General features: G+C 45.1%; 24 protein-coding genes. 5 read left to right on the top strand and 19 right to left on the bottom strand.

What is annotated here, in order from left to right:
* Positions 1-129 precede the first annotated feature (129 nt).
* The gene (locus AB4384_RS05500) at positions 130-624 is read right to left on the bottom strand and encodes a DUF2780 domain-containing protein (RefSeq protein WP_017058875.1); all 495 of its coding nucleotides are present in this window, start codon (positions 622-624) and stop codon (positions 130-132) included.
* Positions 625-758: 134 nt separating this feature from the next.
* Positions 759-1,379, bottom strand: a complete 621-nt coding sequence (locus AB4384_RS05505) for an FKBP-type peptidyl-prolyl cis-trans isomerase (RefSeq protein ID WP_008220519.1) — start codon at positions 1,377-1,379, stop codon at positions 759-761.
* A gap of 213 nt (positions 1,380-1,592) precedes the next feature.
* On the opposite strand from AB4384_RS05505, the gene AB4384_RS05510 reads away from it, so the two are divergent.
* Positions 1,593-2,177, top strand: a complete 585-nt coding sequence (locus AB4384_RS05510) for a LysM-like peptidoglycan-binding domain-containing protein (protein ID WP_017068022.1) — start codon at positions 1,593-1,595, stop codon at positions 2,175-2,177.
* A gap of 59 nt (positions 2,178-2,236) precedes the next feature.
* On the opposite strand, the gene AB4384_RS05515 is transcribed toward AB4384_RS05510, so the two are convergent.
* The 10 genes from AB4384_RS05515 to AB4384_RS05560 form a co-directional block, all read right to left on the bottom strand.
* On the bottom strand, positions 2,237-3,085 hold the full coding sequence (locus AB4384_RS05515; protein ID WP_372129034.1) for a DMT family transporter: 849 nt from the start codon (positions 3,083-3,085) through the stop codon (positions 2,237-2,239).
* A complete protein-coding gene (locus tag AB4384_RS05520; RefSeq protein WP_017058878.1) occupies positions 3,085-3,537 on the bottom strand; it encodes a GNAT family N-acetyltransferase in 453 nt (150 codons plus the stop codon). Before AB4384_RS05520 ends, AB4384_RS05515 begins: the two co-directional genes overlap by 1 nt.
* A 57-nt stretch (positions 3,538-3,594) precedes the next feature.
* Positions 3,595-4,161 (bottom strand): Crp/Fnr family transcriptional regulator, encoded by a 567-nt coding sequence (locus tag AB4384_RS05525; protein ID WP_372103392.1) that lies wholly within the window; start codon positions 4,159-4,161, stop codon positions 3,595-3,597.
* 71 nt (positions 4,162-4,232) lie between these two features.
* Complete coding sequence (locus tag AB4384_RS05530) at positions 4,233-5,987, bottom strand: lysophospholipid acyltransferase family protein (protein WP_102333017.1); 1,755 nt, start codon at positions 5,985-5,987, stop codon at positions 4,233-4,235.
* Between the two features lie 12 nt (positions 5,988-5,999).
* The gene (locus AB4384_RS05535) at positions 6,000-6,437 is read right to left on the bottom strand and encodes a YHS domain-containing (seleno)protein (protein ID WP_017063714.1); all 438 of its coding nucleotides are present in this window, start codon (positions 6,435-6,437) and stop codon (positions 6,000-6,002) included.
* Positions 6,438-6,449: 12 nt separating this feature from the next.
* Positions 6,450-7,199 (bottom strand): NRDE family protein, encoded by a 750-nt coding sequence (locus AB4384_RS05540; RefSeq protein ID WP_372097328.1) that lies wholly within the window; start codon positions 7,197-7,199, stop codon positions 6,450-6,452.
* Positions 7,200-7,201: 2 nt separating this feature from the next.
* Positions 7,202-7,744: a hypothetical protein gene (locus tag AB4384_RS05545; protein ID WP_017083769.1), complete on the bottom strand. Its 543-nt coding sequence runs from the start codon at positions 7,742-7,744 to the stop codon at positions 7,202-7,204.
* 19 nt (positions 7,745-7,763) lie between these two features.
* On the bottom strand, positions 7,764-8,897 hold the full coding sequence (locus AB4384_RS05550) for a D-alanine--D-alanine ligase (RefSeq protein ID WP_372129036.1): 1,134 nt from the start codon (positions 8,895-8,897) through the stop codon (positions 7,764-7,766).
* On the bottom strand, positions 8,894-9,481 hold the full coding sequence (locus AB4384_RS05555; protein WP_017100018.1) for a DedA family protein: 588 nt from the start codon (positions 9,479-9,481) through the stop codon (positions 8,894-8,896). The genes AB4384_RS05550 and AB4384_RS05555 overlap by 4 nt, the downstream gene beginning before the upstream one ends.
* A gap of 349 nt (positions 9,482-9,830) precedes the next feature.
* Positions 9,831-11,807: a bifunctional 2',3'-cyclic-nucleotide 2'-phosphodiesterase/3'-nucleotidase gene (locus tag AB4384_RS05560; protein ID WP_136979540.1), complete on the bottom strand. Its 1,977-nt coding sequence runs from the start codon at positions 11,805-11,807 to the stop codon at positions 9,831-9,833.
* A 414-nt stretch (positions 11,808-12,221) separates the two neighbouring features.
* Between AB4384_RS05560 and cysD the strand changes: the two genes are divergently transcribed.
* The 4 genes from cysD (at position 12,222) to cysC (ending at position 17,050) form a co-directional block, all read left to right on the top strand.
* The gene (cysD, locus tag AB4384_RS05565) at positions 12,222-13,166 is read left to right on the top strand and encodes a sulfate adenylyltransferase subunit CysD (RefSeq protein ID WP_226088532.1); all 945 of its coding nucleotides are present in this window, start codon (positions 12,222-12,224) and stop codon (positions 13,164-13,166) included.
* 18 nt (positions 13,167-13,184) lie between these two features.
* The gene (cysN, locus tag AB4384_RS05570) at positions 13,185-14,615 is read left to right on the top strand and encodes a sulfate adenylyltransferase subunit CysN (protein WP_372097332.1); all 1,431 of its coding nucleotides are present in this window, start codon (positions 13,185-13,187) and stop codon (positions 14,613-14,615) included.
* A 65-nt stretch (positions 14,616-14,680) separates the two neighbouring features.
* Positions 14,681-16,405 (top strand): SLC13 family permease, encoded by a 1,725-nt coding sequence (locus AB4384_RS05575; RefSeq protein WP_017067554.1) that lies wholly within the window; start codon positions 14,681-14,683, stop codon positions 16,403-16,405.
* Between the two features lie 24 nt (positions 16,406-16,429).
* Positions 16,430-17,050 carry an adenylyl-sulfate kinase gene (gene cysC / locus AB4384_RS05580; protein ID WP_017067555.1) on the top strand — a complete coding sequence of 207 codons (621 nt, stop codon included), beginning with the start codon at positions 16,430-16,432 and terminating at the stop codon, positions 17,048-17,050.
* 163 nt (positions 17,051-17,213) lie between these two features.
* Here cysC and AB4384_RS05585 read toward each other — a convergent pair whose 3' ends face one another.
* The 7 genes from AB4384_RS05585 to AB4384_RS05615 all read right to left on the bottom strand — a co-directional run bounded on the left by AB4384_RS05585 (position 17,214) and on the right by AB4384_RS05615 (position 22,971).
* The gene (locus AB4384_RS05585) at positions 17,214-18,122 is read right to left on the bottom strand and encodes a TIGR03899 family protein (protein ID WP_102320277.1); all 909 of its coding nucleotides are present in this window, start codon (positions 18,120-18,122) and stop codon (positions 17,214-17,216) included.
* A 514-nt stretch (positions 18,123-18,636) separates the two neighbouring features.
* Positions 18,637-19,152 carry a DUF3299 domain-containing protein gene (locus tag AB4384_RS05590; RefSeq protein ID WP_017058892.1) on the bottom strand — a complete coding sequence of 172 codons (516 nt, stop codon included), beginning with the start codon at positions 19,150-19,152 and terminating at the stop codon, positions 18,637-18,639.
* Positions 19,153-19,166: 14 nt separating this feature from the next.
* The gene (locus tag AB4384_RS05595; protein WP_017067558.1) at positions 19,167-20,426 is read right to left on the bottom strand and encodes an FtsX-like permease family protein; all 1,260 of its coding nucleotides are present in this window, start codon (positions 20,424-20,426) and stop codon (positions 19,167-19,169) included.
* Complete coding sequence (locus AB4384_RS05600; RefSeq protein WP_017058894.1) at positions 20,423-21,139, bottom strand: ABC transporter ATP-binding protein; 717 nt, start codon at positions 21,137-21,139, stop codon at positions 20,423-20,425. Before AB4384_RS05600 ends, AB4384_RS05595 begins: the two co-directional genes overlap by 4 nt.
* 141 nt (positions 21,140-21,280) lie before the next feature.
* Positions 21,281-21,997: a DUF2796 domain-containing protein gene (locus AB4384_RS05605; RefSeq protein WP_372129039.1), complete on the bottom strand. Its 717-nt coding sequence runs from the start codon at positions 21,995-21,997 to the stop codon at positions 21,281-21,283.
* 40 nt (positions 21,998-22,037) lie between these two features.
* A complete protein-coding gene (locus tag AB4384_RS05610; protein WP_017063722.1) occupies positions 22,038-22,328 on the bottom strand; it encodes a DUF2607 family protein in 291 nt (96 codons plus the stop codon).
* A gap of 91 nt (positions 22,329-22,419) precedes the next feature.
* Positions 22,420-22,971 carry a YtfJ family protein gene (locus tag AB4384_RS05615; protein WP_017063723.1) on the bottom strand — a complete coding sequence of 184 codons (552 nt, stop codon included), beginning with the start codon at positions 22,969-22,971 and terminating at the stop codon, positions 22,420-22,422.
* Positions 22,972-23,038: the final 67 nt, after the last annotated feature.

A 23,038-nucleotide genomic window follows, 5' to 3' on the forward strand; every position in this document is an offset into this window, starting at 1 on the left:
GTATCTTGTATCTTGTATCTCGTATCTCGTATCTCGTATCTCGTATCTCAAATATCTTTTCTTCCACGCACAAAAAAGAGCACCGAAGTGCCCTTATTAGATTTTAAGCTAGCTATTAATAACTAACGATTATTGCCATATAGCTGAAAGTGAATCCATCAGGCCGCTCGTCGCACCTTGTGACTGCAATGCTTGAAGAATGATTGGCGCAAATGTCGTAACCATTGATGGATCCATGCCTAATCCAGAAAACGCACTTTCAACGGCACCTTGTGAGCTTAGTAGCGATGATAGCCCCGTAGACTCAAGGCTCGACATGCCTGGAATAAGTGTCGCGAGTTCTTTGTTGTCGGCTGTGCCAAGTGAGTTTTGTGCAAGGGCCAACATTGAACCAATACCGCCAACTGCTTGGTCGCTGGTAACAGAAGCTTGGTCAGCTACCGTATCCACAAGTGGTGTTGTTTCGTTCTGCTGAGACCACATATTCACTGCTGCCATTAGTGCAGTTTGTGATAGTTGGGAATAGTTGGTATCTGATGATGAACTGGTTTGTTCAGAGTCGCTAGTGCTAGCGCAAGAGACAACAGCAAGGCTGCTTAAAACTGTGATGAGTACTTTCTTCATTATTCGTCCTTAAGTAATAAAGTAATTTACTCTTTCACTATAAACGAAAAACGGCGATGTAGTCACATCGCCGTTGGATTATTTCAATTTTATTTGCCAATAGTATTTTGTTTTACTAAAGGTTTTTATAAAAATTAAAGAATAGCTAGAAGTTCTACTTCAAATACTAGAGCAGCAAATGGTGGGATTGCAGCACCTGCGCCACGCTCACCGTATGCTAGATCTTGAGGGATGTATAGCTTCCACTTAGAGCCAACAGGCATCATTTGTAGAGCTTGTACCCAACCTTGAATTACGCCAGTTACAGGGAATTCAGCAGGTTGACCGCGAGATACAGAGCTGTCGAAAACAGTACCGTCAGTTAGTTCGCCGTGGTAGTGAACACGTACTTGCTTGTCTGCAGTAGGGATTTCGCCAGTACCTTCAGTTAGTACTTCGTACTGAAGACCAGACTCAAGAACCGTTACTTCTGAACGAAGAGCGTTGTCAGCTAGGAAAGCTTCGCCGTCAGCAGCAGCAGCTTTAGCTAGTTCTTGACGTGCAGCTTCACCACGAGTGTGTAGCTCTTGTAGTGCGTTGTTGATTTCGTCAACTTCGATAGCTGGCATGTCGCCAACTAGAGCTGTTGCGATACCAGCAGCGATTGCGTCAACGTTTAGGCCTTCAAGACCAGAACCAGCAAGTTGTTGGCCCATTTGTAGACCGATACCGTAGCTAGCTTTTTGCTCTACAGTTTCAAATTTTACTTCAGACATGAAAAGTCACTCTTTTTGTCAGTACGAAAAGGGTAAGAATACCAGTATTAGCAGCGTGAAGAAACGGCTAGTCCCTGATCACTTGCGCTTTACCGTGCCCAAATCACAGCCATGTCAATTTTCTCGCTTTGGGCCTTGTTGTGACGGAAAGATCTATACTGTTGGTACTTTGGTTTTTATACTGTAGTTATTCAATGTATAGGACGCAGTGGTATGAATCGTCGTCAAAAGAAAAAACAGAAAGTTGACCACTTAGCAGAATTCAAGGATCGACTGAATCAGGTCAAAGAGAAATTGAGTTCGATCGATGTGAAGAAAATGAAAACCTCGACAGCGCAAACTTGGGGTTCATTGCCGAAGTTACACCAAAGACTGTTGATGGTGATTTCTCCGATCGTACTGATATTACTTTTTGTGCCGCTACCAGAACCTAAAGTAGACACAGCTCCAACAACATCGCGCGTTGAGCTTGAAATAAACACCGTCGGCTTAAGCGAACAGCAAAATGCCAAGAACAGCTCATTAGAACCGAGTAACAAAAATTGGCAGGAGTACCTTGTTAAGCAAGGGGATACGTTAGCGCAGGTTTTTCGAAACAACGATTTGCCATTGTCTGACTTGAATGCGTTAGTGCGAATTGAAGGTGCAGATAAGCCGCTCAGTCAGATTCGTAAAGGCCAGCTGGTTCGTTTCAAACTTGCTGAAACTGGGCAGTTGGACATTCTTCAGCTAGAGAAAGGCGACACTTCGGTGATGTTCTTCCGCTTATCCGATGGTGGCTTTGGTCGCAGTAAGTAGATGAATAGTGAGCCTGAGTTAAAGCGCTTCACCAGACACAGATAAACGATAGAAAAGAGCTAAGCATTAGCTCTTTTTTTTGGTCGCTTGAAAGGGGCGAGTGGCAAGATGATAAGCATGATTCCGATAAAGGTTAATGTATCCGGAATCTCATCGAACCATATTGCACCTATTAGCGCGACAAACACCAATCCTGAATACTCAGCCAAGGCAATTTGGCTAGAGTGTGCTTTTTGATAGGCAGCAACCGCAAGGCCGTTGTAACTTAAGATTAGCGTCGCACTCAGGGCTATGTATCCCAAATGCTCCACAGACACTGGCTGCCAGTATAAGAAGCACAGTACTAATGAGGCTGGAATAGAGAATAAGGTTGTCCACCACAGCGTAGTGACCACCGTTTGCTCACTAGGAAGCTTTCTTACGAGTACATTAAATAGTGCTAGGGTGAGTGCTGTCCCCAAAGCAAACAGTGCCGTCCAATGAAATTGTGATGGCCTCAAGACAATCAATGCACCAATAAAACCTATGGTTGTGCCGATAACCTTGCCGAGTGCCGGTTGCTCTTTCAATAGCAACATTGAGAGCGGCAACATCAGTAAAGGCGCGACATAAAATACTGCGTTGGCGGTTGCCAAAGACAAGTGAGTGATCGCGACCACCATGCACCCACTGCCGATCAGAATTAACTGACCTCGAATGAAGGTTACCTTAGCCTGCTGTAAGCGCCGTTGTTCTTTTTTCTGCTGTAGCCACAAAGGGGTGATGATGAGCAGAGATATCAACTGTCGGAAAAAAATATACTGTAAGGGCGGTACTTCGCCATTTAACAGCTTTACCGCTACGTCGGAAAGCGAGGCAAACAAGTTACCTGCAACCAACAATAGAATACCGGCAGTGATATTCGTCATTATTTTTCTAATCTCATGTCTATATGAGGAATGTCATCTTCGAGGTACATATCCGAGATGGTGTTGAAGCCGTGGCTCGCATAGAAGTTTTCTAGGTGTTGCTGCGCGCCAATATCAATGGCCGTATTTGGCCAAAGAGCCTCGCAGCGTGTTAATGCTTCTTTGATTAATTGATGCCCCAAGCCACCACCTCTTGCCGATTGCTTGGTTGCGACTCGACCGATGCTGGTGTTGTCGTAAGAGGTACCTGGTGGTAATAAACGTGCACACGCTACCAACTCTTCATCAGCATAGCCAAGCAGGTGCTCAACACCCGCGAGTGTATCTTTACCGTCCAGCTCTGGATAAGGACAAGTCTGCTCGACCACAAATACATCGACTCTTAATTTAAGTAGTTGATAAAGCTGTTGTGTTGAGAGTTCAGAAAAAGGAATTGAGTGCCAAGTGATCATGTTTACATCCAGAGATTATCGATGCTCTGAATGTACTATGCGCGATGATTGTTGGCATTAACTATTGTTAATTCGACCTTTAATTCTGCTCAGGCTGATTGCGGTTATTCCTAGGTAGGCTGCAATTTGATTGTCGTTCAAGCGCTGCTCAAGGTCGGGATAGTGCTCGAAGAACAGCTGATAGCGTTGCTCTGGTGTATAGAGCAGCATGAAGCGTTCTTTGTTTTCCTTATGCATCAGTTGTGTTTCTAACAGCTTTAAATACAAAGGATTATTTGATGCACGCCACTCGATAACCGCATTCATTGGCAGCTCTAACATGGTGATGGGTGTCAGCGTTTCTAATAGGTAAGGAGAGGCTTGGTTCTTTATCAGACTCTCAAAGCCGATGATCCAATCTTGTTCCCAATAGAACTCTTTGCTGTATTGCTTACCATCATCAGTGAGGTAGCAGGCATGGCACAAGCCTTCAAGTACAAAGTAGATTGAACTCGCCATCTCACCTTGATTGATCAAGATGTGTCTGGTTGGCAGCTCAAGTGGCTTGGCGACAGCGAGTAGAGATTCAATCTGGCTTTCAGAGAAGTCGAAGCTTTGCAGTTGTTCGATAAAAGAGGTGTGCATGAAAATAACCTATCCCAAATAAGTGCCGAAATCATCGCACTTATTTGGAGAGAGGTACAGAGCAGGATAAATCAGAGGCGTGCGTGTTGCTCTAGGTAATCTTGAGCAAGTTCTCTGCCCATGTATTTACCTAAGGTCTTCAATGGAACCTTCTTAAGGTTCACCACAATCAAGCCATCCAAGGCATCATTAAACGATGGGTCGACATTAAAACACACCAGTTTACCGTTCATCCCTAGATATTGGCGCAGCAGTACCGGCAGGCCTTTACCTTGCTCCATGCGTGCTAACACTTTAGAGAGCAGAGGCACACTCGCCAGTGAAGAGAGCAGGTGATTTTGCCAGAACACATGACTGCTGGTATTGAGTGGTGACGAAGGTGAAACCAAATTCGCCTTTTCCTCATCATAATGGTGGATTGATAACGTGGTCGCGATCAACAGACGCGCATTGTGGCTGTAATCATTGCTGATACTGACTGGGCCGAACAGATGGGTATATTGAGGGTGACGAGACACAAAGGTCGCAATGCCTTTCCACAATAGTAACAGTGAGTTCAGGCTCTTTTGGTAAGGTTTACTTACTACCGATCGCCCAAGCTCAATGCTGTTTTCTAGAGTATCAATGAATTCTTGGTTGTAGTTAAACAGGCTACGAGAGTAGAGCTGATCAAGCCCGTGCTCAGCGATGAGTTTGTCGACCATACCGAGTCGATACGCGCCAACCAGTTCTGCCTTGGTTTTATTCCACACAAACAGTTGATGGTAGTAAAGGTCATACTCATCTAAATCACAGGCCAGCCCGCTGCCTTCTCCGACTTCTCTAAAGCTTTCTTCTCTTACTCGACCAATCTCGCGCATTAAGTTAGGAATAGATTGGCTTGGTGTGCAGTAGACCTCAAAGTTCCCTTGCTCGAGCAGTTTCATCTCTTCAGGGAGTGAGTCTATCTCTATTGATAAGACTTCTGGTGGAATAGGCGCTATCACTTGGGTATCGAAAGAGGGCGCGTGGATTGGCGTGTTCGGACTATCTTGTTGACTCATTAGATAGGTATTAAGTCGTAGGTAGTTGACGATATCCATCTCTTTTTCAAACGATTTTATCTCTGAATACGGAATCGATGAGCCAATCGAGATAGAGATAGTTGTCGCTTGTTTATTAAGAAGTTCACGCCCGAGTAGAGCGGTTCTCAACAGTGGATGAACACGACCCGCTTGATAGAAAAGCTCACTGTTCTTGCCATTGATAAAGATAGGTACCGTGGTGGCTTGGTGACGTTTGACGAATTTCGCTACCGACTTGCTCCACTCGATGTCTGTCAGTGTTTTTGCCCCTTTACGGTAGCTTGATACTTCACCTGCTGGGAATACAATCAATAGTCCACCATCAGCCAAATGACGATTGGCATCTCGAATCGCTTTGGCATTGGTGCGTTTCGATTCTTTACTGTTAAAGACATCGACACCGATGAAAAGATCATCCAGTTCAGGCAGGCGCTTAAGTAACTCATTGGCCAGCACCTTCACATCCTTTCTTACTGATCCTACGAGATCGGCAAGGATCACGCCTTCGATGGCGCCAAGCGGGTGGTTCGCCACAATCACGACAGGCCCTTCTTCCGGGATGTTTTCCGTGCTTCCCGATGCAACCGAGTAGTCGATATTGAGCGCCGACAGAGTGTAATTCATGAATTCGAAGCTAGATAACTCGTTTTTACGATCTTGGTAGAGTCGGTCTAGCTTAGATAGCCCAGTTGCCCACTCGACAACAGACTCACCTAAACCAAAAGGCGTGTAACGTGGTAAACGAAAAGGACTATCAATCATAATGAAATTACCTTACTTAATCAGTTGCGGCCAAACTTTATCGGCTTGTTGAATATGCTGTGCTTGGTCTTGTTCCCAGCGCTGCTTAATCTCTTGGTCGTAGTTAAGATAAAGTTTGTCATCAACTATGGTCCAATACTGTGGGTCACCTGGTGCGAAGTCGTTTTTGGCAGAAACGGCCCATGCGCAATAACCACCATATTGAGGGGCATATTTTTCAGGATTATTAACAAATAAAGTCAGATTCTTTTCAGAAGAGAAATACCAGTCCGCGCCTTTGTACTCTGTGCTGAACTTCTTGCTCCCTTCAACAGGCTTCCCAGACGTGAAATAAGCCACGGTATCGTAGCCATCGAGTGCCTTACTGCTAAAGAAGCCGGTATAGATTTCATCGGCGGCAAATACGTACGGGCTAACAAGTAGCAGAACCATGGTGAATAGTTTTCTCATGATGGACTCCATCTATAGATTGATTGCGGGTGATAAATCAAAGGTAAAGCGCTGCTGATTTATCTGACATGGTTTAATGGGTTCGCATGGTGAGCCGGGTGCATAAAACATAGAGGCTTGACCATGCAGGTTACGTAAGTGTGTAAAGCTCACGGTATGTGCGTCTTCGCGATGCATACAGGTCGCTAAATGAGGTTGCTCATTGTGATGGTGAGAGTGGAACATCAGTAAGTTCTGTTGATTCTTACCTGCCGCCATGAGCTGATCATATTTTGCTTGTCGGTAGGCTTGCACTCGCTCTAAATCAACACCGGATGAGAAGAGTGGAGAATCAGTGTCGACTATTTTCTGTTGAATACCATCCCACATGTAGGCGATAACCAGACCATTGTGTTGGGTTAGATTGGGCGCGAAAGCTAGCAAGGTAAATGGGGCAAAAGAGTGTAGGTCTAGCTTGTGAAACGCTTCAGAGAGCTGACTGATGTTACGACTCGATGATAGATTCTTGAGTAGCAAACCACGGCTGACTAAAGGTCCAACAGGCACTATGCCTTGATAGTTATTGAGTAGGCATAGCGAAAGCCCGAACTCATTGATACTGATCCAGCTACCACCGCCAGTTGGGTCGAGTGGCATGATGATATCGACACCGTTGACTCGATACTGTTTAGGTGGCATTGCTAGTGCTCGCGTCTTTTGTTCGTCACGGTTAAAAAAGACCTGATAACCATTTTCTTCAAGCAGCCAAGATACTGAACACATGATTATTGCTCCCTCAGATAGCTGCTGGTGGTTGGGGCATAACCAAAGGTATTGCATGTTTCGACGTCTAGGAAGGTGGTGATCACCTTGATCATCGCGTAGTGATGATTGGCATGCAGAGCAGCAAAGGTGACCTCTCTTTCTAACGTAGAAGGCAGGCTGGCGAATACTTGTGTATCCATTGAAACTTCGGTTTGGATCATGATAGGCGCTTCGAGATCTCTGCGGTCTAGTCGTTCAAGCCAGTTGATCACATAATGGATCTCTTTTACTGCAATTGAGCGGTCGTATTCGACGGGATGACCACGACGGCGAGTGTTGTAATCAACGGTCGCATTCTCTTTTAAAATTAAAGCGTGAAAAAGATCGAGCGTGTGACGAGTATGCTCACCAATAGAGCTTGTGACGTGCGGCTTTGCTCGTGTCAGATAGTCGCTGTCAGATATCGCTAACAAAAACTCTAGACCCTGATTCAATATCTCTACCGCTCCTTTGATACTAGGAGAGAAAGAAGTGAGGGCGCTCGGTTGGGCTATGGGGTTCATTCATGGTCCTCGTACAAAGTTAGTCAGTGGTCGGATATTGTTGAACAAGGCGTCGCTCTTCTTGCCACGCAGCGAATAAGCTTTTGAAAGAAGGAGTCTTATGGCCTCGTTGTTTTTGCTGAGCGCCAATATCAAAAAGAATGCGGTATTGCAGTAGTAGCGTAGAAAATATCTCTCGTAATGGGGTGTTGCGATCCCAGATGTGCCCGGCCTCACTGCTTGCGCCATTGACCTCAAGGATAGTGAAGTCCTCGCCGTTCATTAGGCTGTGCATGTCCTTGAATTTGACGTCGAGTCGACCAAAGTGAAAGCCATCGAAGTCGTCGAATATCTCGTCTAAGCGTTCTGTTAGAGCCTGAGTGATGTATTGATTACCGTCTCGGAAGATACAGCCACGGCTATGGCTGCCTGCAAACGCGAGTTGGAACTCTTCACCCTCTGCGAGCACTTGATCCAATTTATCTTCATGCCTTGGTAGATACAGGTGGCTGAGCTGCCCAGCGCGCGGGCTGTTTTCAATTAACTGCTTGAGTGTCGACTTGCCATCACCCATCACCATTGGCGCATATTTGAGTGTGATCGAGATGATCTCACCTTGCTTTTTATTTGGGTAACGAACGTAGAAAACACCCGCTTCGGCTTGATAAGGCGCCTTTTTTTGCAGTAGAAAGCGAGCATTATTTGGGAAAGATTCGACATATTGCTCAAGTTGAACTTGGTTGTTGATCAGCTTAACGCCAACACCTCGACAGCCAAGATCCGGCTTAGCCACGATAGGGAAATCAAGATCCGTTTGTATGAGTGCGCTGCGTGCGTCTTCGGCTTGTTTCTTACCGTTGAGATCCGTTTTGGTGAGGGTGACAAACGGAGAGATCCAACGCTGACTTGAAGATCCGGCAAGGCTTAATATCTCGTGTTTTGATTCGCCTACCATACCGCTTAACTTGATGCTTGGGTTGGCGATGAGCGGCAGTGCCCAGTCAAAGTGCCGTAACCCTTGCATCAGGCTTTGAATCACCACTGGCGTGTAGAAGAACCAAGTTGGAAGAAACTCATAAGGAGAGACGCTGCGCACGGTATCTTTTTCAAGCAAAGGCATGCCTGCATTAATTTGATGTGCTGGAATGATGCGAATATCTTGCGGTGAACTCATGATAATCCTCTAGAGTAGGTTCTATTCATTAATCGATTGCCGATAAACAGCAAAGCGATGGCACACGGGATGATGATCCATTGATATTCAGAGGCTTGCAGCCACGCTGATGTCCCTAAATAGTAGATGGCAGAGAAGACAATGCCAGTCCAGAGCGCAGTGGCACTAATCACGGCAAACAAGAAAGTAGGCAGTGGGATGGCGAAAAAGCCACTTAAGGTAAAGCCGACGGTACGAAGCCCGGGAATAAAGCGGATAACAAAAAGGCTGCTGAATGCGTTCTGACGTAATTTGGTACGAAGCGAACGAAAGTACTTATTAGTGAGGGCTTTATATCGAACACCTCGGAAGTAACGTCCTGATTTACCCAGGTAATAAAGACCGAGATCACCCGTGGCAATACCGATGAAAATAGCAAGCAGCGCATATTGAGGAAGTATTAGACCTTGAGTCGCGATACCTGCCGCCGTAACAATCGCAAGATCTTCAAGCAGATAAGAAAGCGCGATGATGCCAAGCATCAGCCATAGCAGCGACTCCTCCCCTGAATGTAACCATGCTTGAATGCTCTCGACGGTGCTCATTAAATGTCCTTATCTATCCTATAGATGAATGGCTTAACCACCATTCATTGAGTGTGGTAAATTAAATAGACAGGAGGAGCAGATAAAAACTTACAGCTGATTAGTGTTTTTTTGTGTTGGATTCATTCAATTGGTGGTTTGAGTCGTGCTGTTTGACTGCTGTTTGACTGCTGTTTGACTGCTGTTTGACTGCTGTTTTGAAGCTGAAGGCGTGGCATTTGGAAGCGGGTTGAACGAGAGTTTGTCGTTCGAAAATTAGGGCTTTGGGCTGAACATTTAGAAGAAAAGAAAAAGGCTGAGTCGTAAAACTCAGCCTTTCAGAACGTTAACTATGGATTACTTAAGCAATCTATTTAGTTAGGTCAATCTGGTAAACAGCAAAACCAACATCGTCAGTCGCAACACGTTTCATCGGGTATTGACCTTTCTCTTTAATGAACTCTGCTGCTTTGTCGCTTGGAGATGTTTCAAAGCGGATATCTAGCTTGTTATCCGTTTTGATTGGTGCAAATGACCAATTGTTATCTGCGCTTGGGCTCACTTGACCTTGTTCTTTGCTTACGCGAGAGATGTAGTTTGCAAGAACAGTACGGTTCTCATCTGGTGCATCAAATGCGATGAAGTCTTCACCTGTGCCTGGGAACTTAGCGCTGTATGCACGGTAGTTGTTGGTTGCGATCAGGAAGTCTTGCTTCATGTCGATTGGCTTACCTTGGTAAGTTAGGCCAACAATACGCTGTGAGTCAGGGTTAACGACTTTACAGTTTGCATCGTATTTCGCAGGTTGAGTTACGTCGATTTGGTAATCAACACCGTCGATAACATCGAAGTTGTAAGTGCGGAAGTTCTCCCACTCGATCAACTGTTGTGGTGCTGTTGAGTTAACATCAACTTGGTTGAATTGACCAGCAGAACACTCAAGCCACTCTTTTACTTCGTGACCTGTTACCTTCATCGCAACTAGTGTGTTCGGGTAAAGGTATAAGTCAGCTGCGTTACGGAATGTCAGTTGACCAGATTCAACTTCAGTGAAGTTCGCTGGGTCATTCTTACGGCCACCAGCTTTGAATGGTGCAGCCGCGGAAAGTACTGGCGTACCATCTAGGTCAGGGTCACCTTGGATGAACTGTTCAACGTAATCTTTCTGTGCAAGGTTAACGATTTGAACTGTTGGATCGTCTTGTACTAGAGACAAGAAGCTGTACATCACATCGTCTGCTTTACCAATCGGTTGGTTAACAAACTCACGAGTACCAGCGTGGTCTTTTTCTAGTGCTGTTACGATGCCTTCATCAGCCGCAGCAAGAGATTTCTTCTCGATCTTGTCGTAGATAGGGCGTGCTTCTGATTGGCCTTTAACGACTTCCCACTTACCGTCTTTTTGTGCCAGTGTTAGGTCCATAACACCAACGTGGCTACCCCAACGACCTGGCATTACTGCCGCAACGCCGTTCATTGTGCCCGTTTCGTTGTCGATGCCTTGAATGTCATCAAAACCTTTACCTGGGAACACTGCGTGAGAGTGGCCGAATGCGATCGCATCAATGCCATCTACTTCAGATAGGTAGAACGTTGAGTTCTCTTCGCCATTTTTGTATGGGTCAGTTGATACGCCTGAGTGAGGGATAGCAACGATAACTTCAGCGCCTTCCGCTTTCATTTGAGGCACTAACTCGTTAGCCGTCTCAATGATGTCACGAGCGATTACTTTACCTTCAAGGTTCTTCTTATCCCACGTCATGATTTGTGGTGGAACGAAACCGATGTAGCCGACTTTTACTTCATGCTCTACGCCTGCAGTATCTTCAAACGTGTGCGTCTTGATGATGTAAGGTGTGAAGTAGTGTTCTTTGGTTTTTGCGTCGTAAACGTTAGCACTGATGTACGGGAAATCAGCGTCGTTGATTGACTCTTCTAGGAAATCAAGACCGTAGTTGAATTCGTGGTTACCTATGTTTGCAGCGTCGTAGCTTAGCTGGTTCATAGCTTTGTATGCAGGGTGAACTTCACCCGCTTCGATGCCTTTGTCTGCCATGTAGTCACCCATTGGGCTACCTTGCAGCAAGTCACCGTTATCAACTAATACGCTGTTGGTTACTTCGTTTTGAGCTTCTTTTACTAGAGTTGCAGTACGTGCTAAGCCGATTTTTTTCGATGGCTTGTCTTTGTAGTAATCGTAATCCATTAGGTTGGTATGGATGTCCGTTGTCTCTACGACACGTAGTTTAATCACTTCATCGGTATCTGGTGTTGTTGTACAGCCTGCTAGAGTCAAACCAAGACCCGCAAGCACAGCCAATGACAAAGGTTTCATTGCAACTTTCATTTTGTAGCTCCAAAGTGGATAGTAGAAAATTCGTTGCGTAATGTAACAAAATGGAATGAAACAATGATTACAACGAATGTTAATTCGTGACTTAGATCGACTACTTTATGGTGTTCTGCAAGACGCCTCCCAAACCTGATTAATCGATGTGCAACTGATATCGATAATATTAGTCCATTCATTTCACCTGCTTATCGATAAATTCAATCCCTTATCAGCTTTTCGAATAAAAAATGAAATTTTAGAATTTCCAGTAATATGAGAGGCTCGTCATAATGCCTATATCAAGGACGTATCAGGCAGACGAATAGCAAGGATAGCTCAACACGAAGCTTCTGTTTTCTTCTAGTGCCAATACTCCCATTCACTCAAGTGGATGAGTTAAATCCCATGCTTGGCAAGACCAAGTAATGAATTGCTCGTAACGCGAGCCTTAAAGGAAGCACTGAAATGGACCAAGAACGTTTAACCCACCTAAAACAGCTCGAAGCGGAAAGTATTCATATTATCCGTGAAGTAGCGGCTGAGTTTGATAACCCAGTGATGATGTACTCCATCGGAAAAGATTCTTCTGTGATGCTTCATTTAGCTCGCAAAGCGTTTTATCCAGGCAAGATTCCATTCCCGCTATTGCATGTAGATACGGATTGGAAATTCCGCGAGATGATTGAGTTTCGTGATCGTACGGCTAAAAAGTACGGCTTCGACCTTTTAGTACATAAGAACCCAGAAGGTATTGAGATGGGTTGTAGCCCATTTGTACATGGTTCTTCGAAGCACACTGACATCATGAAAACACAGGGCCTTAAGCAGGCGTTAAACAAGTATGGGTTCGATGCGGCTTTTGGTGGTGCGCGTCGTGATGAAGAAAAATCTCGTGCGAAAGAACGTGTTTATTCTTTCCGTGATAAGAACCATACGTGGGATCCAAAAAACCAGCGTCCAGAGCTTTGGCACACCTACAACGGTCAGGTTAATAAGGGCGAAAGCATTCGTGTCTTCCCGCTATCTAATTGGACTGAGCTCGATATCTGGCAATACATCTATCTAGAGAGCATCGATATTGTTCCACTTTACCTTTCAGACAAACGCCCTGTAGTTGAGCGTGATGGCATGCTGATCATGGTTGATGATGACCGTATGGAGCTGCAAGAAGGTGAAGTGATTGAAGAGAAAAGCGTTCGTTTTCGTACTTTAGGCTGTTACCCATTAACCGGAGCGGTTGAATCTGAGGCGAATACGCTAACGGGCATTATTGAAGAGATGCTGGTGGCGACGTCTAGTGAGCGTCAAGGTCGAGCGATTGACCATGATCAGTCGGGCTCTATGGAGCTGAAAAAGCGCCAAGGTTATTTCTAAGAATCTAAGGAAAGAAAAATGAATAGTGCAGTAGAAGCCGAATTGGCTGAACTAGGGATTGAAGGTTATCTAAGTCAGCATCAGCATAAATCTATGCTTAGATTTTTAACTTGTGGCTCGGTAGATGACGGTAAAAGTACGCTAATCGGTCGCTTACTCCATGATACAAAACAGATTTATGAAGATCAGCTAGCGGCGGTTCACTCGGATAGCCAACGAGTGGGAACGACAGGTGAGAAACCTGATTTGGCACTGCTTGTTGATGGTCTGCAGGCTGAGCGTGAGCAAGGGATCACGATCGATGTGGCTTACCGCTACTTCTCGACTCAAAAACGTAAGTTCATTATTGCTGATACTCCTGGGCATGAGCAGTATACGCGCAACATGGCAACAGGCGCTTCAACGTGTGATCTGGCGGTGATCTTGATTGATGCTCGTAAGGGCGTTCTGGATCAAACACGTCGTCACTCGTTTATCTCTAACCTGCTTGGTTTGAAGCATTTCATCGTTGCTGTAAACAAGATGGATCTCGTGGATTACGCGCAAGATCGTTTTGAAGAAATTCGCGATGAATACCTAGAGTTTGCAGAAAACCTAGAAGGCGAAACCAATATTCAGATCTTGCCAGTATCGGCGCTTGAAGGCATCAACGTTGCTGCACCAAGTAAAGAGCTTGCATGGTTCGAAGGCCCATCTCTGCTAGAAGTGTTAGAGAACGTCGACATTGACCAAAAGCGTTCGGCAGGTGAATTCCGATTCCCAGTTCAGTACGTCAATCGTCCTAACTTAGACTTCCGCGGTTTTGCTGGCACCGTTGCCTCTGGCTGTGTCAGTGTCGGTGATGAAATCAAGGCGCTGCCGTCGGGTAAAACCTCTAAGGTTGCACGCATTGTAACTTTTGATGGTGATTTGGAGTCTGCGCAAGCGGGCTTGGCAGTAACACTGACCCTTGAAGATGAGATTGATATCAGTCGTGGTGATTTGATTGTGCTAGAAAACGCGCAGATTGAATCCACTAACCACGTATTGGCTGACATCGTGTGGATGACAGAGCAACCATTGCAACCGGGCAAAGCTTACGACATCAAGATCGCAGGCAAGAAAACCGTTGGTCAGGTTGAAACGGTTCGTCACCAATACGACATCAACAACCTATCGACTCACGCTGTCGATGAGTTGCCATTGAATGGTATTGGTTTGTGTGAATGGTCATTGAACGAGACTGTCGCGCTGGATAAATACCGTGAAAGTGCCGATACCGGTGGCTTCATCGTTATCGACCGACTAACCAACGTGACGGTTGGCGCGGGTTTGATTCGAGACCGTTTGGACTCTGTTGAACAGCAAGTCGGTAACTTCTCTGCATTTGAACTTGAGTTCAACGCATTGGTTCGCAAACATTTCCCTCATTGGGATGCCAAAGATCTAAGCCAACTACTGAAGTCATAAACGACCAAGTAACAGCTTATTGAATCAGGCGGAAACCGATCGTTTCCGCCATAAAGGACGGGTATATGTGGCAACAAGGATTTGTATTAGCGATTTTGCTCGGCATTATTACTTGCCTGCTCGTTACCCGTATTAAGCCAAGCTTTATCTTTGCTGGCGCGGCGTTTATTGCTTTTATGGCTGGCATGATCGACTTGTCGAGCTTGGCTAATAACTTCACTAACTCCTCGTTACTGACTTTAATTCTTCTGATCCTCGCATCAAGTGCGTTAGAGAAAACTCGCTTAATCAGCTGGGTTAGCCGCAATATCTCTGAAGGTAGGCTAGGTACCGTGGTTGCGAAGTTGGGTATTTCTACAGCGTTACTTTCTTCTTTTACTAATAACACCGCGGTGGTTGTTTCTTTGATCGGGGCGATCAAACGTAATCAACAGCACGCGCCGTCTAAGTTACTTATCCCTTTGTCATACGCTGCCATCTTAGGTGGCACCCTGACATTGATCGGCACCTCTACCAATTTGATCATCAATAGTTTTGTTGAAGATGCAGGTTTACCGAGCTTAAACTTTTTCACACCTACCTTGATCGGTTTAGCGGTTTTGGTCGGTGGGGTATTGATCCTTATTCCTCTTAGCTATTTTCTACCCAGCTACGATGATGGTTCTCAAGATGATCTGCCTTACTTTCTCGAGGCGCGAGTTGAGCCAGGTTCTCCATTAGTTGGCCGTAGCGTAAGTGAAAACAACCTCAGAGCATTGAGAAAACTGTTCTTAGCGGAAGTGATTCGAGACGGTAAGACCACCGCGTCGATTGACCCTGATTTTATTCTTCAAGCTCGCGACCGATTGCTGTTTTGTGGTGATGTAGAGAGTGTTGCAACACTGCAAGAAATCCAAGGTTTAACCCTGTTTGGTCAGCATCATTTGAATGGCCAGAGCTTTGTTGAAGTGGTGGTGAGTTCGTCGGCAAGCTTCTGTAACAAAACCCTGAAAACCAGCCAATTTAGAGATCGTTTCGATGCGGTTGTGGTTGCTATTCGTCGTGGCCATGAACGCCTAGAAGGTGGGCTAGGGAATATCACATTGACCGCTGGTGATACCTTGATTTTGGTTCCAGGTAAACGCTTTGAAGAACAGCGCCAACAACACAACAAAGAGTTTGTGTTGATGAATGACTTAGATTCAAGTGCCAAGCTTGATGCCGACAAATCGACGTTCGTGTTGCTCGGCTTTGCTAGCGTGATTGGTTTAGCCCTTATCGATGCAGTACCTATTATCAAAGGCTTAGCTGGTTTTCTACTGTTGCTGGTGGCATTTGGCGTGGTGCAGCTGGGTGAGCTCCGCCGCCGTTTCCCAGTTGATATTGTGGTGATCGTGGGCTCTGCACTTTCTATTGCTCAACTGATGATTTCATCGGGTTTATCTGAGCGGATGGGGCTGATGTTTATGGAGGCGTTTAATGGCTGGGGCGTATTCGGTGCGTTAGTTGCTACCTACTTTATGACTTTGGTTTTGACAGAGCTGGTGACCAATAATGCGGCTGCAGCACTCTCATTTCCGATTGGCTACAGTATGGCAGTAGGTTATGGCGTTGACCCTATGCCGTTCATCATGGCGGTACTGTTTGGTGCCAGTGCCAGTTTTATATCTCCATACGGTTATCAAACCAACTTACTTGTTTATAGCGTAGGTAATTACCATTTAACGGATTACCTACGTATCGGCATTCCAATCTCGATTGTATATTCGGGCTTGGTGCTGACCCTAATTCCTTATTTTTTCCCATTTTAATGCTGTTTATTTAAAGGACTAATTATGACCGCAGTACTCAAACCCAAAGATGAGAATGTTGTGTGGCATCAACACTCGATTGATAAAACATTTCGCGCGGATCTGAAATCACAAAAGCCAGCCGTGCTCTGGTTCACGGGGTTGTCTGGTTCTGGTAAATCGACAGTCGCTGGAGCATTAGAAAATCGTTTGGCACAGCTTGGTTACCATACTTATTTATTGGATGGTGACAATGTGCGTCATGGCTTATGTAGCGACCTTGGCTTCTCTGAGCAAGATCGTCGAGAGAACATCCGTCGTATTGGTGAGCTTGCTAAATTGATGGCAGATGCAGGCTTGATCGTGTTGTCAGCCTTTATTTCTCCGCATCAAGCTGAAAGGCAACTCGTGAGAGATTTATTGCCGGAAGGTGAGTTTCTTGAGGTGTTCGTCAATACTCCATTAGAGGTTTGCGAACAGCGTGATCCTAAAGGTCTGTATAAGAAAGCACGTGCCGGAGAAATCCCGAACTTCACAGGTATTAGTTCAGTGTACGAAGCGCCTCAGAACCCTGAGATTGATCTACCTGCAGGTGAGAAGACACTCGATGAATTGGTCGAACTGTGTATTGATGCGTTGGAGAAGCGAAATATCTTAGCCAACTGAGATCGTTGGTATGACTAAGGCTACTCAGCTGTTTATCTGTTTATTCACGACCGATAAATAGTGCAGCCTTAGTTTACCGAGACAAGAAACCTATCCTCTAGATTCTCTTTATTCCTCTCTATACTTCACTTTTTACACCGTCAATTTTAGCTCCGTCGAGTGTCTAGACGGTGTAATTTACGCTGCTTTTCACTTCTGTCTGTACTGTGAATTTCTGGCTCAATAGTGCAATCAGTTGATCGTAATACTGCGTGTTTGGCTTGTTACCGAGCAAGGTACAAAGCTCATTGCCTGTAGGGCTGAATCGGTAGTAAACCAGCTTCACGCCTTTTGATAATGGTGCCAGTGACATGCTCTTACCTTGATAGGTTAGGTGCAGGGCTGGATCGAAATCAATCTCTCCGGATTCTAATTCTGTGCCCAGAATAATCCCGAGCTCTATCAAGTGGAGCAAGCTGGAGTAGGGCAGGTTGTGCCCACCAAGGTTGATGGTGTTGGTGGTGTCCCTTTTGCCAAAGTTGAATAGCCCAGCATGAGATTTAAAGCCGAGTAAGAGCTTTCTGCTGTTATCGCTACCAAAGCTACAACCCAGTGATGCTGCCCTTTGTAGGGTTAACGCTTCTTTTGGTGTCATGTCTTTTAAGATTTGCAGTGCCTTCATCGACGTCGAGCCTGGGTTGGTGACTTCTCGTTTCAGTACTTGAGCCCATAGCCTCTGCATCGATGTATTGTGGATCTCTTGTGCCATGTCGAAGAAACGGTATAACCAGTCCTGATCCGGGTCTCCAGCCGCTTCATCCTTACATGAAGAGTGCGCCAACTTTAGAATCTGTTCTAGGTTCTTTTGGCGAAGCTCTCTACGTTTTTTCTCTCGCAATAGTGCCCGTTCGATAAGCGTACTCTCAGCTTTATCCTTTGGCTTGGCACTATGACTAATTAAGAAATCGAGGCCGAAGCTTTGTGCGATGTGCAGCATTCTGCTGGCACTGTCGGCAATATGAGGCTTTTTCTCATGCTTATGCTGTGTGTCGCTAGCATGCTCAATGATCACTGGCTGTTTGGTTTTTGACATAAGAGTACCGTTAGGAGACGACTCAAAACCAATCGTAGTAAATAATTGCTCAGCCTAGCTTGTTAAAACGCTTGATAACTGAGCTACAATTTTTGATTGTAGAATAACTACTTATCAAAAAGCTCCGCCTTGTTCTCAAGGCTTTTTCCTACGCTATTTCTGAACACTTACTTATTGTGATTGGTATAACTGTCTAAAATGTAACTCTTTATCTTATTGGTGGCTAGATTTTGCGAGCATAGTTGAAGGTTTCAACAAATTTTTACTTTTGTTAATGATAATAAAATGTTAAATTTGTTGTAATTCTCAAGGAGGAGTTATGAATCAAGTCAATGATAACAAGCTGAAGAAACAGCTTAGTATAGGGTTATTACTCGCGATTTATGTCGCTGTTCTAGCTTACTTATCTAATTACATCGCGTAATTCAGAAGAAAATTATCGTTATTAAACTGTTATTGAATGATCACACTCGTTCAGTGACGGCAGCTCATCCTTGAGCCACCCTTCTAATGACTACATGTCGTCATACTCTTCAATCGCAGTACCTTCAATAAGATAACCGGTTTGCGCTAAGTCATGGCTGATTGACTCAGTTTTCAGCGTTCCGACCAAATAGATCACATCCCATAACTGCTGTATTGGTGCACCTTTCGGGAACTTCACGTAGATGATTTGGTTCGGTGGCGGCGGTGGCACGTGGATACATGCGCCAAAGTACGGTACCAGCAGAAACTCAGTGATCATATTCTCATCACCTTCCAATGGAATCACAAAGCCAGGAATCTTCACTGTGCTGCCATTCAGCTCTGGGCGAACAGCACCAAGTGTCGATTGTTGAGGTTTGTCCATACTATTGTGGTCAACCATCGGCATACCAAATGAATCTAGCTGAGCACGTTCTGATTCTGGAATCAAATCAATCCATTCAAGTGTTAATACCGATTCGTCATTCTGAGTGGTTTCAGCGTGAGCTGTACTGATAAATGGGAACAGAAGTAGCCCAAGTATCAGTAGGAATTTGCGTTGCATCGTAGGTTCCTATTTTAGATTCGAATCGTCATGCCATCAGACAATGACTGGCGGTAAGCCCTGAAAGCGGGAATAAAGCCGATAATGATTCCAGCAACTTGTACCAGCATAAGCAGTTTCCACTCATGCGGTGTGATTGCGGATATCGATATGTTGATACCATAACTTTGTTGCACAATAGGAGCAACCACTGCGATCAGCGCAAACAATACTGCAACACCTAATGTAATGCCAAGGAAGGTTAGCGCACTGGCTTCACTGATCAGTAAACCAAACACATGACGAGGTCTTGCGCCCATCGCACGTAGGATGGCCATCTCTCGGCGCCTTTCTTGCAAGCTAGTGAGTAGGCTACTGAGCATGCCCAATAAACCGGCGACGACAACAAACCCTGAAACAATCAGTAGTGCTTGTTCTGCTACAGCCATCATTCCCCACAATTCGTGAAGCGCAATGCCCGGCATAATGGCGCTTAAAGGTTCTTGGCGGTAGTTATTGATTTCTCGTTGCAGTGCGAAGGTTTGGATCTTCGATTTAAGGCCAACCATCATCGCGGTAATCTGCTTCGGTTGGAAGTCACGTTGCTTTAGCGCTTCAGCATTCGGTGTGTGCCCGAGGTTGGCACCTGATTCCCAGCCAACATGAATTGCTTCGATTGCCTCTAGCGATACGTGTACGGTTTTGTCTACTGGTGTTCCTGTTGGCGCGAGTATTCCCACAATCTTGAAGGGCAGATTATCGTGACGGCTGAACGCCACATCGCTGATACCGTGCGCAAGAATGATTTGATCACCTATTTTGTAATCTAGCTTCTTCGCGACGTCGGCACCAATCACTACGTCAAATAGCTGATTAAACTCTTTACCTTGTTGGAAAGTAAGTAATTGCTTACTTCCATAGCGATAGTTTTCAAAGTAACTATGATTTGTACCCATCACACGGAAGCCTTTGTGTGAATCGCCCAATGATATTGGTATCGCCCACTTTACTGCGTTGTGCTGGCTAAATTCTTCATAGCTTTTCCAGTCGATGTTGTTGGTCGCATTACCGATTCTAAATACGGAATAAAGCAGCAGGTTTACCTGACCAGAGCGGCCACCGACGATAAGGTCAGTACCTGAAATCGTATTGGCGAAGCTGCTCTTAGCTTCGGTTCTAACGCGTTCTACGCCGAGCAAGAGAATGACAGATACCGCCACCGTGAGAATGGTGAGAATAGCCGTGGCTTTACGGTTGAGTACGCTTTTTAAGGCTAAGTGAGTAATTACTTTCATACGACAACCTTAGCTTGGTTAACGGTTTTTAAATCTATGGTTCGAGTAAATAATTTTTCTAGTGTTGGATCATGGCTAACAAAGATAAGAGTAGAACCTGCCTGGTTGGCTTGTTCTAACAACAGTTCGATAAAAGCTTCTCGGTTGTCATGATCCAAAGCCGAGGTTGGCTCGTCGGCAATAATGATTTTGGGTTGGCCGATCAAAGCACGAGCGGCAGCAACACGTTGTTGTTGACCGATGCTTAACTCGGTAACGGGCTTGTCCATTAAAGCTTGAGGTAGTTTTAATCTGAGTAACAACTCTCGAGCCGTCTCTTGTAAGCTTTTCTGGCTTTCAGCGACTTGCTGTTTACGAATCTGTGAAAACTGGCAAGGAAGCGTCACGTTATCGATAACTGATAGATAAGGAAGCAGGTTAAATTGTTGGAAAATATAACCAATATGATCGGCTCTGAATTTATCTCTTTGACGAGGTGTAAGCTGAGTGAGGTCTTGATCAAGGATAGAGACTTCTCCTTGCTCAGCTTGGTTGATTCCGGTCAGTAGCCCTAACAAAGTTGATTTTCCACAACCACTTGGCCCTTTAATAAAAAGGTGCTCTTGGGCTTGGATGTGAAGAGAGGGGATCTCTAGCGTTGGTGGTAATTCAGGCTTCCAACGAAAGCTGATATTTTCGAGTTTGACCACAAGTGATGAACTGTCAGAAGACATGCTAGCTCCAATAATTAAAGCGGTGTATCTACTGGACAGTAATTTGAAACATAAATTCCCAGGAACACACCGATTTGAACAGCCAAGTAAGCGATGACTTACCTGGCTGTTTATTTTACGTTTAATCCGATCTAGGAGTGATTAGAATCGGAAACTAATACGCTCTGCGTTAAGCACTTCTTGTACTTGAGCTGTGTCTGTTAGTAGGTTCACCGTCATTTTTTCAGTGTTGCTGAACTTAGAGAACCACTGAGTGCTAACTGTGTCTAGCTTAGCAACATCTGAACATTCATAGTGGTACTCAACAGTGAACTCACCGTGGCCACCTTCTGAGTGATCGTGGTGGTCGTGACCTTCGTGGTCATCATGATCGTGCTCAGCGTGGTCATGGTCTTTGTGGTCATCATGATCGTGTTCAGCGTGTTCAGCGTGGTCATGGTCTTTGTGGTCGTCATGATCGTGTTCAGCGTGATCATGGTCTTTGTGGTCGCCATAACCGTGTTCCGCATGGTCATGGCCTTCATGGTCGTCATGACCGCCTTCTAAGGTGTTTGCTACTGACTTGAACTTCAGAGTACAACTCGCATTGTTAAAACTAAACAGCTCTTCTGGCTTGTTTAATTGTGCGATAGCCTGTTCAAACACTTTCTTCTGTTCTGCAGTTTTTGGAGCATGTTCAAACCCAACCACATCTGCGCCTGGAGCTGTTACTTCAACAAGCAATTCTTGCCCATCTTGCGCGATGTTTACTTCAACTTGGCCATGTACGTGTGCATCATGAGAGCGGAATTCTTCGTTAGCTAGAGCATTTGTAGAGACAGTCATGCCGATAACAACGGCTAAAAAAGTAGGTTTCATGTTTTTTCCTGAATAAAGGTTAATTAAAAAGTAGTGGTAATTAAGCGATATTTACAGGAGGTGAGCGTGCCAAATAAGCGAAATATAGCCGCTGTAGTGAAGTTACTGACTCTGTAATAGCGACAGTAAATTCCGAATGGAACTCTGGAATCTGTGGTAGTGAGTGCGCTGTGATGAACTGATTAAGCGAAAACAGCTCACAATGGTGTGAAGTGTGGTGCTCTGGTGCGATATCCACAATGTGTGTTGCGGCTAACACGCTTAACATGAGCATAAGCCCAAGCAAGAAGCCTGTTTTGCGTTTCACATTGTTGGGTGTGTTTTGCCACATCAGGATGATTAACCACAGAATTAAAAAAAGGATACTGTTATAATATAACAATATCCTTTGGTTAGGTCTCGAAAAAGACGCGAATATCTTATTAAAGGCTCGCTTTAATCAACTCAATGACTTGAGTGACTTCTGATTCGTTTAATGCACCTTCTTTTACAAACAAGATTTTACCTTGCTTGTCTTGAACGATAATCGCTGAGCTTTCTTCTTTTAGAGCCCATGTTGACGCAACGGCGCCGTCTTCATCTAGGACCATAGAAGACCATGGAAATTCTTCTTTGCTGCTTTCGGCAGAGGACTTAACAAAAGACCCAGTACCCCAAATCGCATCATCTTGGTTGATGATAGTGGTGGTTTGGTAGCTGTCTTCTGAGAATTTCGATGCGGTAATGGCTGCCATCAGTGGTGCGTTGAGCTCTTTAGAGCTGCTGCGGCCAGCGATAGCTTGAACGACGCGAACTTTACCTAGAAGATCATTGGTTGCCCAAGCTTGATATCCAGTATTTCCGTCGTTTAGAACAATCTCACCATAGTTACTCACATCGACGGCAGGCAGGGTAGCGCCTACTGATAGGTTGTGAGCATTGGCGAAGAGTGGAGAGGCTGCGGCTAGAAAAGCCAGTAGAGTTTTGTTTTTCATTATATTTTTGTTCCGCTTATTGGTTTGCACAGGAAGTATAATATGAAATTTGAAAAATGCCTCTTTA

The organism is Vibrio sp. 10N.261.51.A4 (genome assembly GCF_041471945.1).
GTDB lineage: Bacteria > Pseudomonadota > Gammaproteobacteria > Enterobacterales > Vibrionaceae > Vibrio > Vibrio crassostreae_C.

What these genes read in the sequence shown, in the direction of transcription:
- AB4384_RS05500 (WP_017058875.1), bottom strand. Translation starts at nt 624, where the DNA reads ATGAAGAAAGTACTCATCACAGTTTTAAGCAGCCTTGCTGTTGTCTCT.
- AB4384_RS05505 (WP_008220519.1), bottom strand. Translation starts at nt 1,379, where the DNA reads ATGTCTGAAGTAAAATTTGAAACTGTAGAGCAAAAAGCTAGCTACGGT.
- AB4384_RS05510 (WP_017068022.1), top strand. Translation starts at nt 1,593, where the DNA reads ATGAATCGTCGTCAAAAGAAAAAACAGAAAGTTGACCACTTAGCAGAA.
- AB4384_RS05515 (WP_372129034.1), bottom strand. Translation starts at nt 3,085, where the DNA reads ATGACGAATATCACTGCCGGTATTCTATTGTTGGTTGCAGGTAACTTG.
- AB4384_RS05520 (WP_017058878.1), bottom strand. Translation starts at nt 3,537, where the DNA reads ATGATCACTTGGCACTCAATTCCTTTTTCTGAACTCTCAACACAACAG.
- AB4384_RS05525 (WP_372103392.1), bottom strand. Translation starts at nt 4,161, where the DNA reads ATGCACACCTCTTTTATCGAACAACTGCAAAGCTTCGACTTCTCTGAA.
- AB4384_RS05530 (WP_102333017.1), bottom strand. Translation starts at nt 5,987, where the DNA reads ATGATTGATAGTCCTTTTCGTTTACCACGTTACACGCCTTTTGGTTTA.
- AB4384_RS05535 (WP_017063714.1), bottom strand. Translation starts at nt 6,437, where the DNA reads ATGAGAAAACTATTCACCATGGTTCTGCTACTTGTTAGCCCGTACGTA.
- AB4384_RS05540 (WP_372097328.1), bottom strand. Translation starts at nt 7,199, where the DNA reads ATGTGTTCAGTATCTTGGCTGCTTGAAGAAAATGGTTATCAGGTCTTT.
- AB4384_RS05545 (WP_017083769.1), bottom strand. Translation starts at nt 7,744, where the DNA reads ATGAACCCCATAGCCCAACCGAGCGCCCTCACTTCTTTCTCTCCTAGT.
- AB4384_RS05550 (WP_372129036.1), bottom strand. Translation starts at nt 8,897, where the DNA reads ATGAGTTCACCGCAAGATATTCGCATCATTCCAGCACATCAAATTAAT.
- AB4384_RS05555 (WP_017100018.1), bottom strand. Translation starts at nt 9,481, where the DNA reads ATGAGCACCGTCGAGAGCATTCAAGCATGGTTACATTCAGGGGAGGAG.
- AB4384_RS05560 (WP_136979540.1), bottom strand. Translation starts at nt 11,807, where the DNA reads ATGAAAGTTGCAATGAAACCTTTGTCATTGGCTGTGCTTGCGGGTCTT.
- cysN (WP_372097332.1), top strand. Translation starts at nt 13,185, where the DNA reads ATGAATAGTGCAGTAGAAGCCGAATTGGCTGAACTAGGGATTGAAGGT.
- AB4384_RS05575 (WP_017067554.1), top strand. Translation starts at nt 14,681, where the DNA reads ATGTGGCAACAAGGATTTGTATTAGCGATTTTGCTCGGCATTATTACT.
- cysC (WP_017067555.1), top strand. Translation starts at nt 16,430, where the DNA reads ATGACCGCAGTACTCAAACCCAAAGATGAGAATGTTGTGTGGCATCAA.
- AB4384_RS05585 (WP_102320277.1), bottom strand. Translation starts at nt 18,122, where the DNA reads ATGTCAAAAACCAAACAGCCAGTGATCATTGAGCATGCTAGCGACACA.
- AB4384_RS05590 (WP_017058892.1), bottom strand. Translation starts at nt 19,152, where the DNA reads ATGCAACGCAAATTCCTACTGATACTTGGGCTACTTCTGTTCCCATTT.
- AB4384_RS05595 (WP_017067558.1), bottom strand. Translation starts at nt 20,426, where the DNA reads ATGAAAGTAATTACTCACTTAGCCTTAAAAAGCGTACTCAACCGTAAA.
- AB4384_RS05600 (WP_017058894.1), bottom strand. Translation starts at nt 21,139, where the DNA reads ATGTCTTCTGACAGTTCATCACTTGTGGTCAAACTCGAAAATATCAGC.
- AB4384_RS05605 (WP_372129039.1), bottom strand. Translation starts at nt 21,997, where the DNA reads ATGAAACCTACTTTTTTAGCCGTTGTTATCGGCATGACTGTCTCTACA.
- AB4384_RS05610 (WP_017063722.1), bottom strand. Translation starts at nt 22,328, where the DNA reads ATGTGGCAAAACACACCCAACAATGTGAAACGCAAAACAGGCTTCTTG.
- AB4384_RS05615 (WP_017063723.1), bottom strand. Translation starts at nt 22,971, where the DNA reads ATGAAAAACAAAACTCTACTGGCTTTTCTAGCCGCAGCCTCTCCACTC.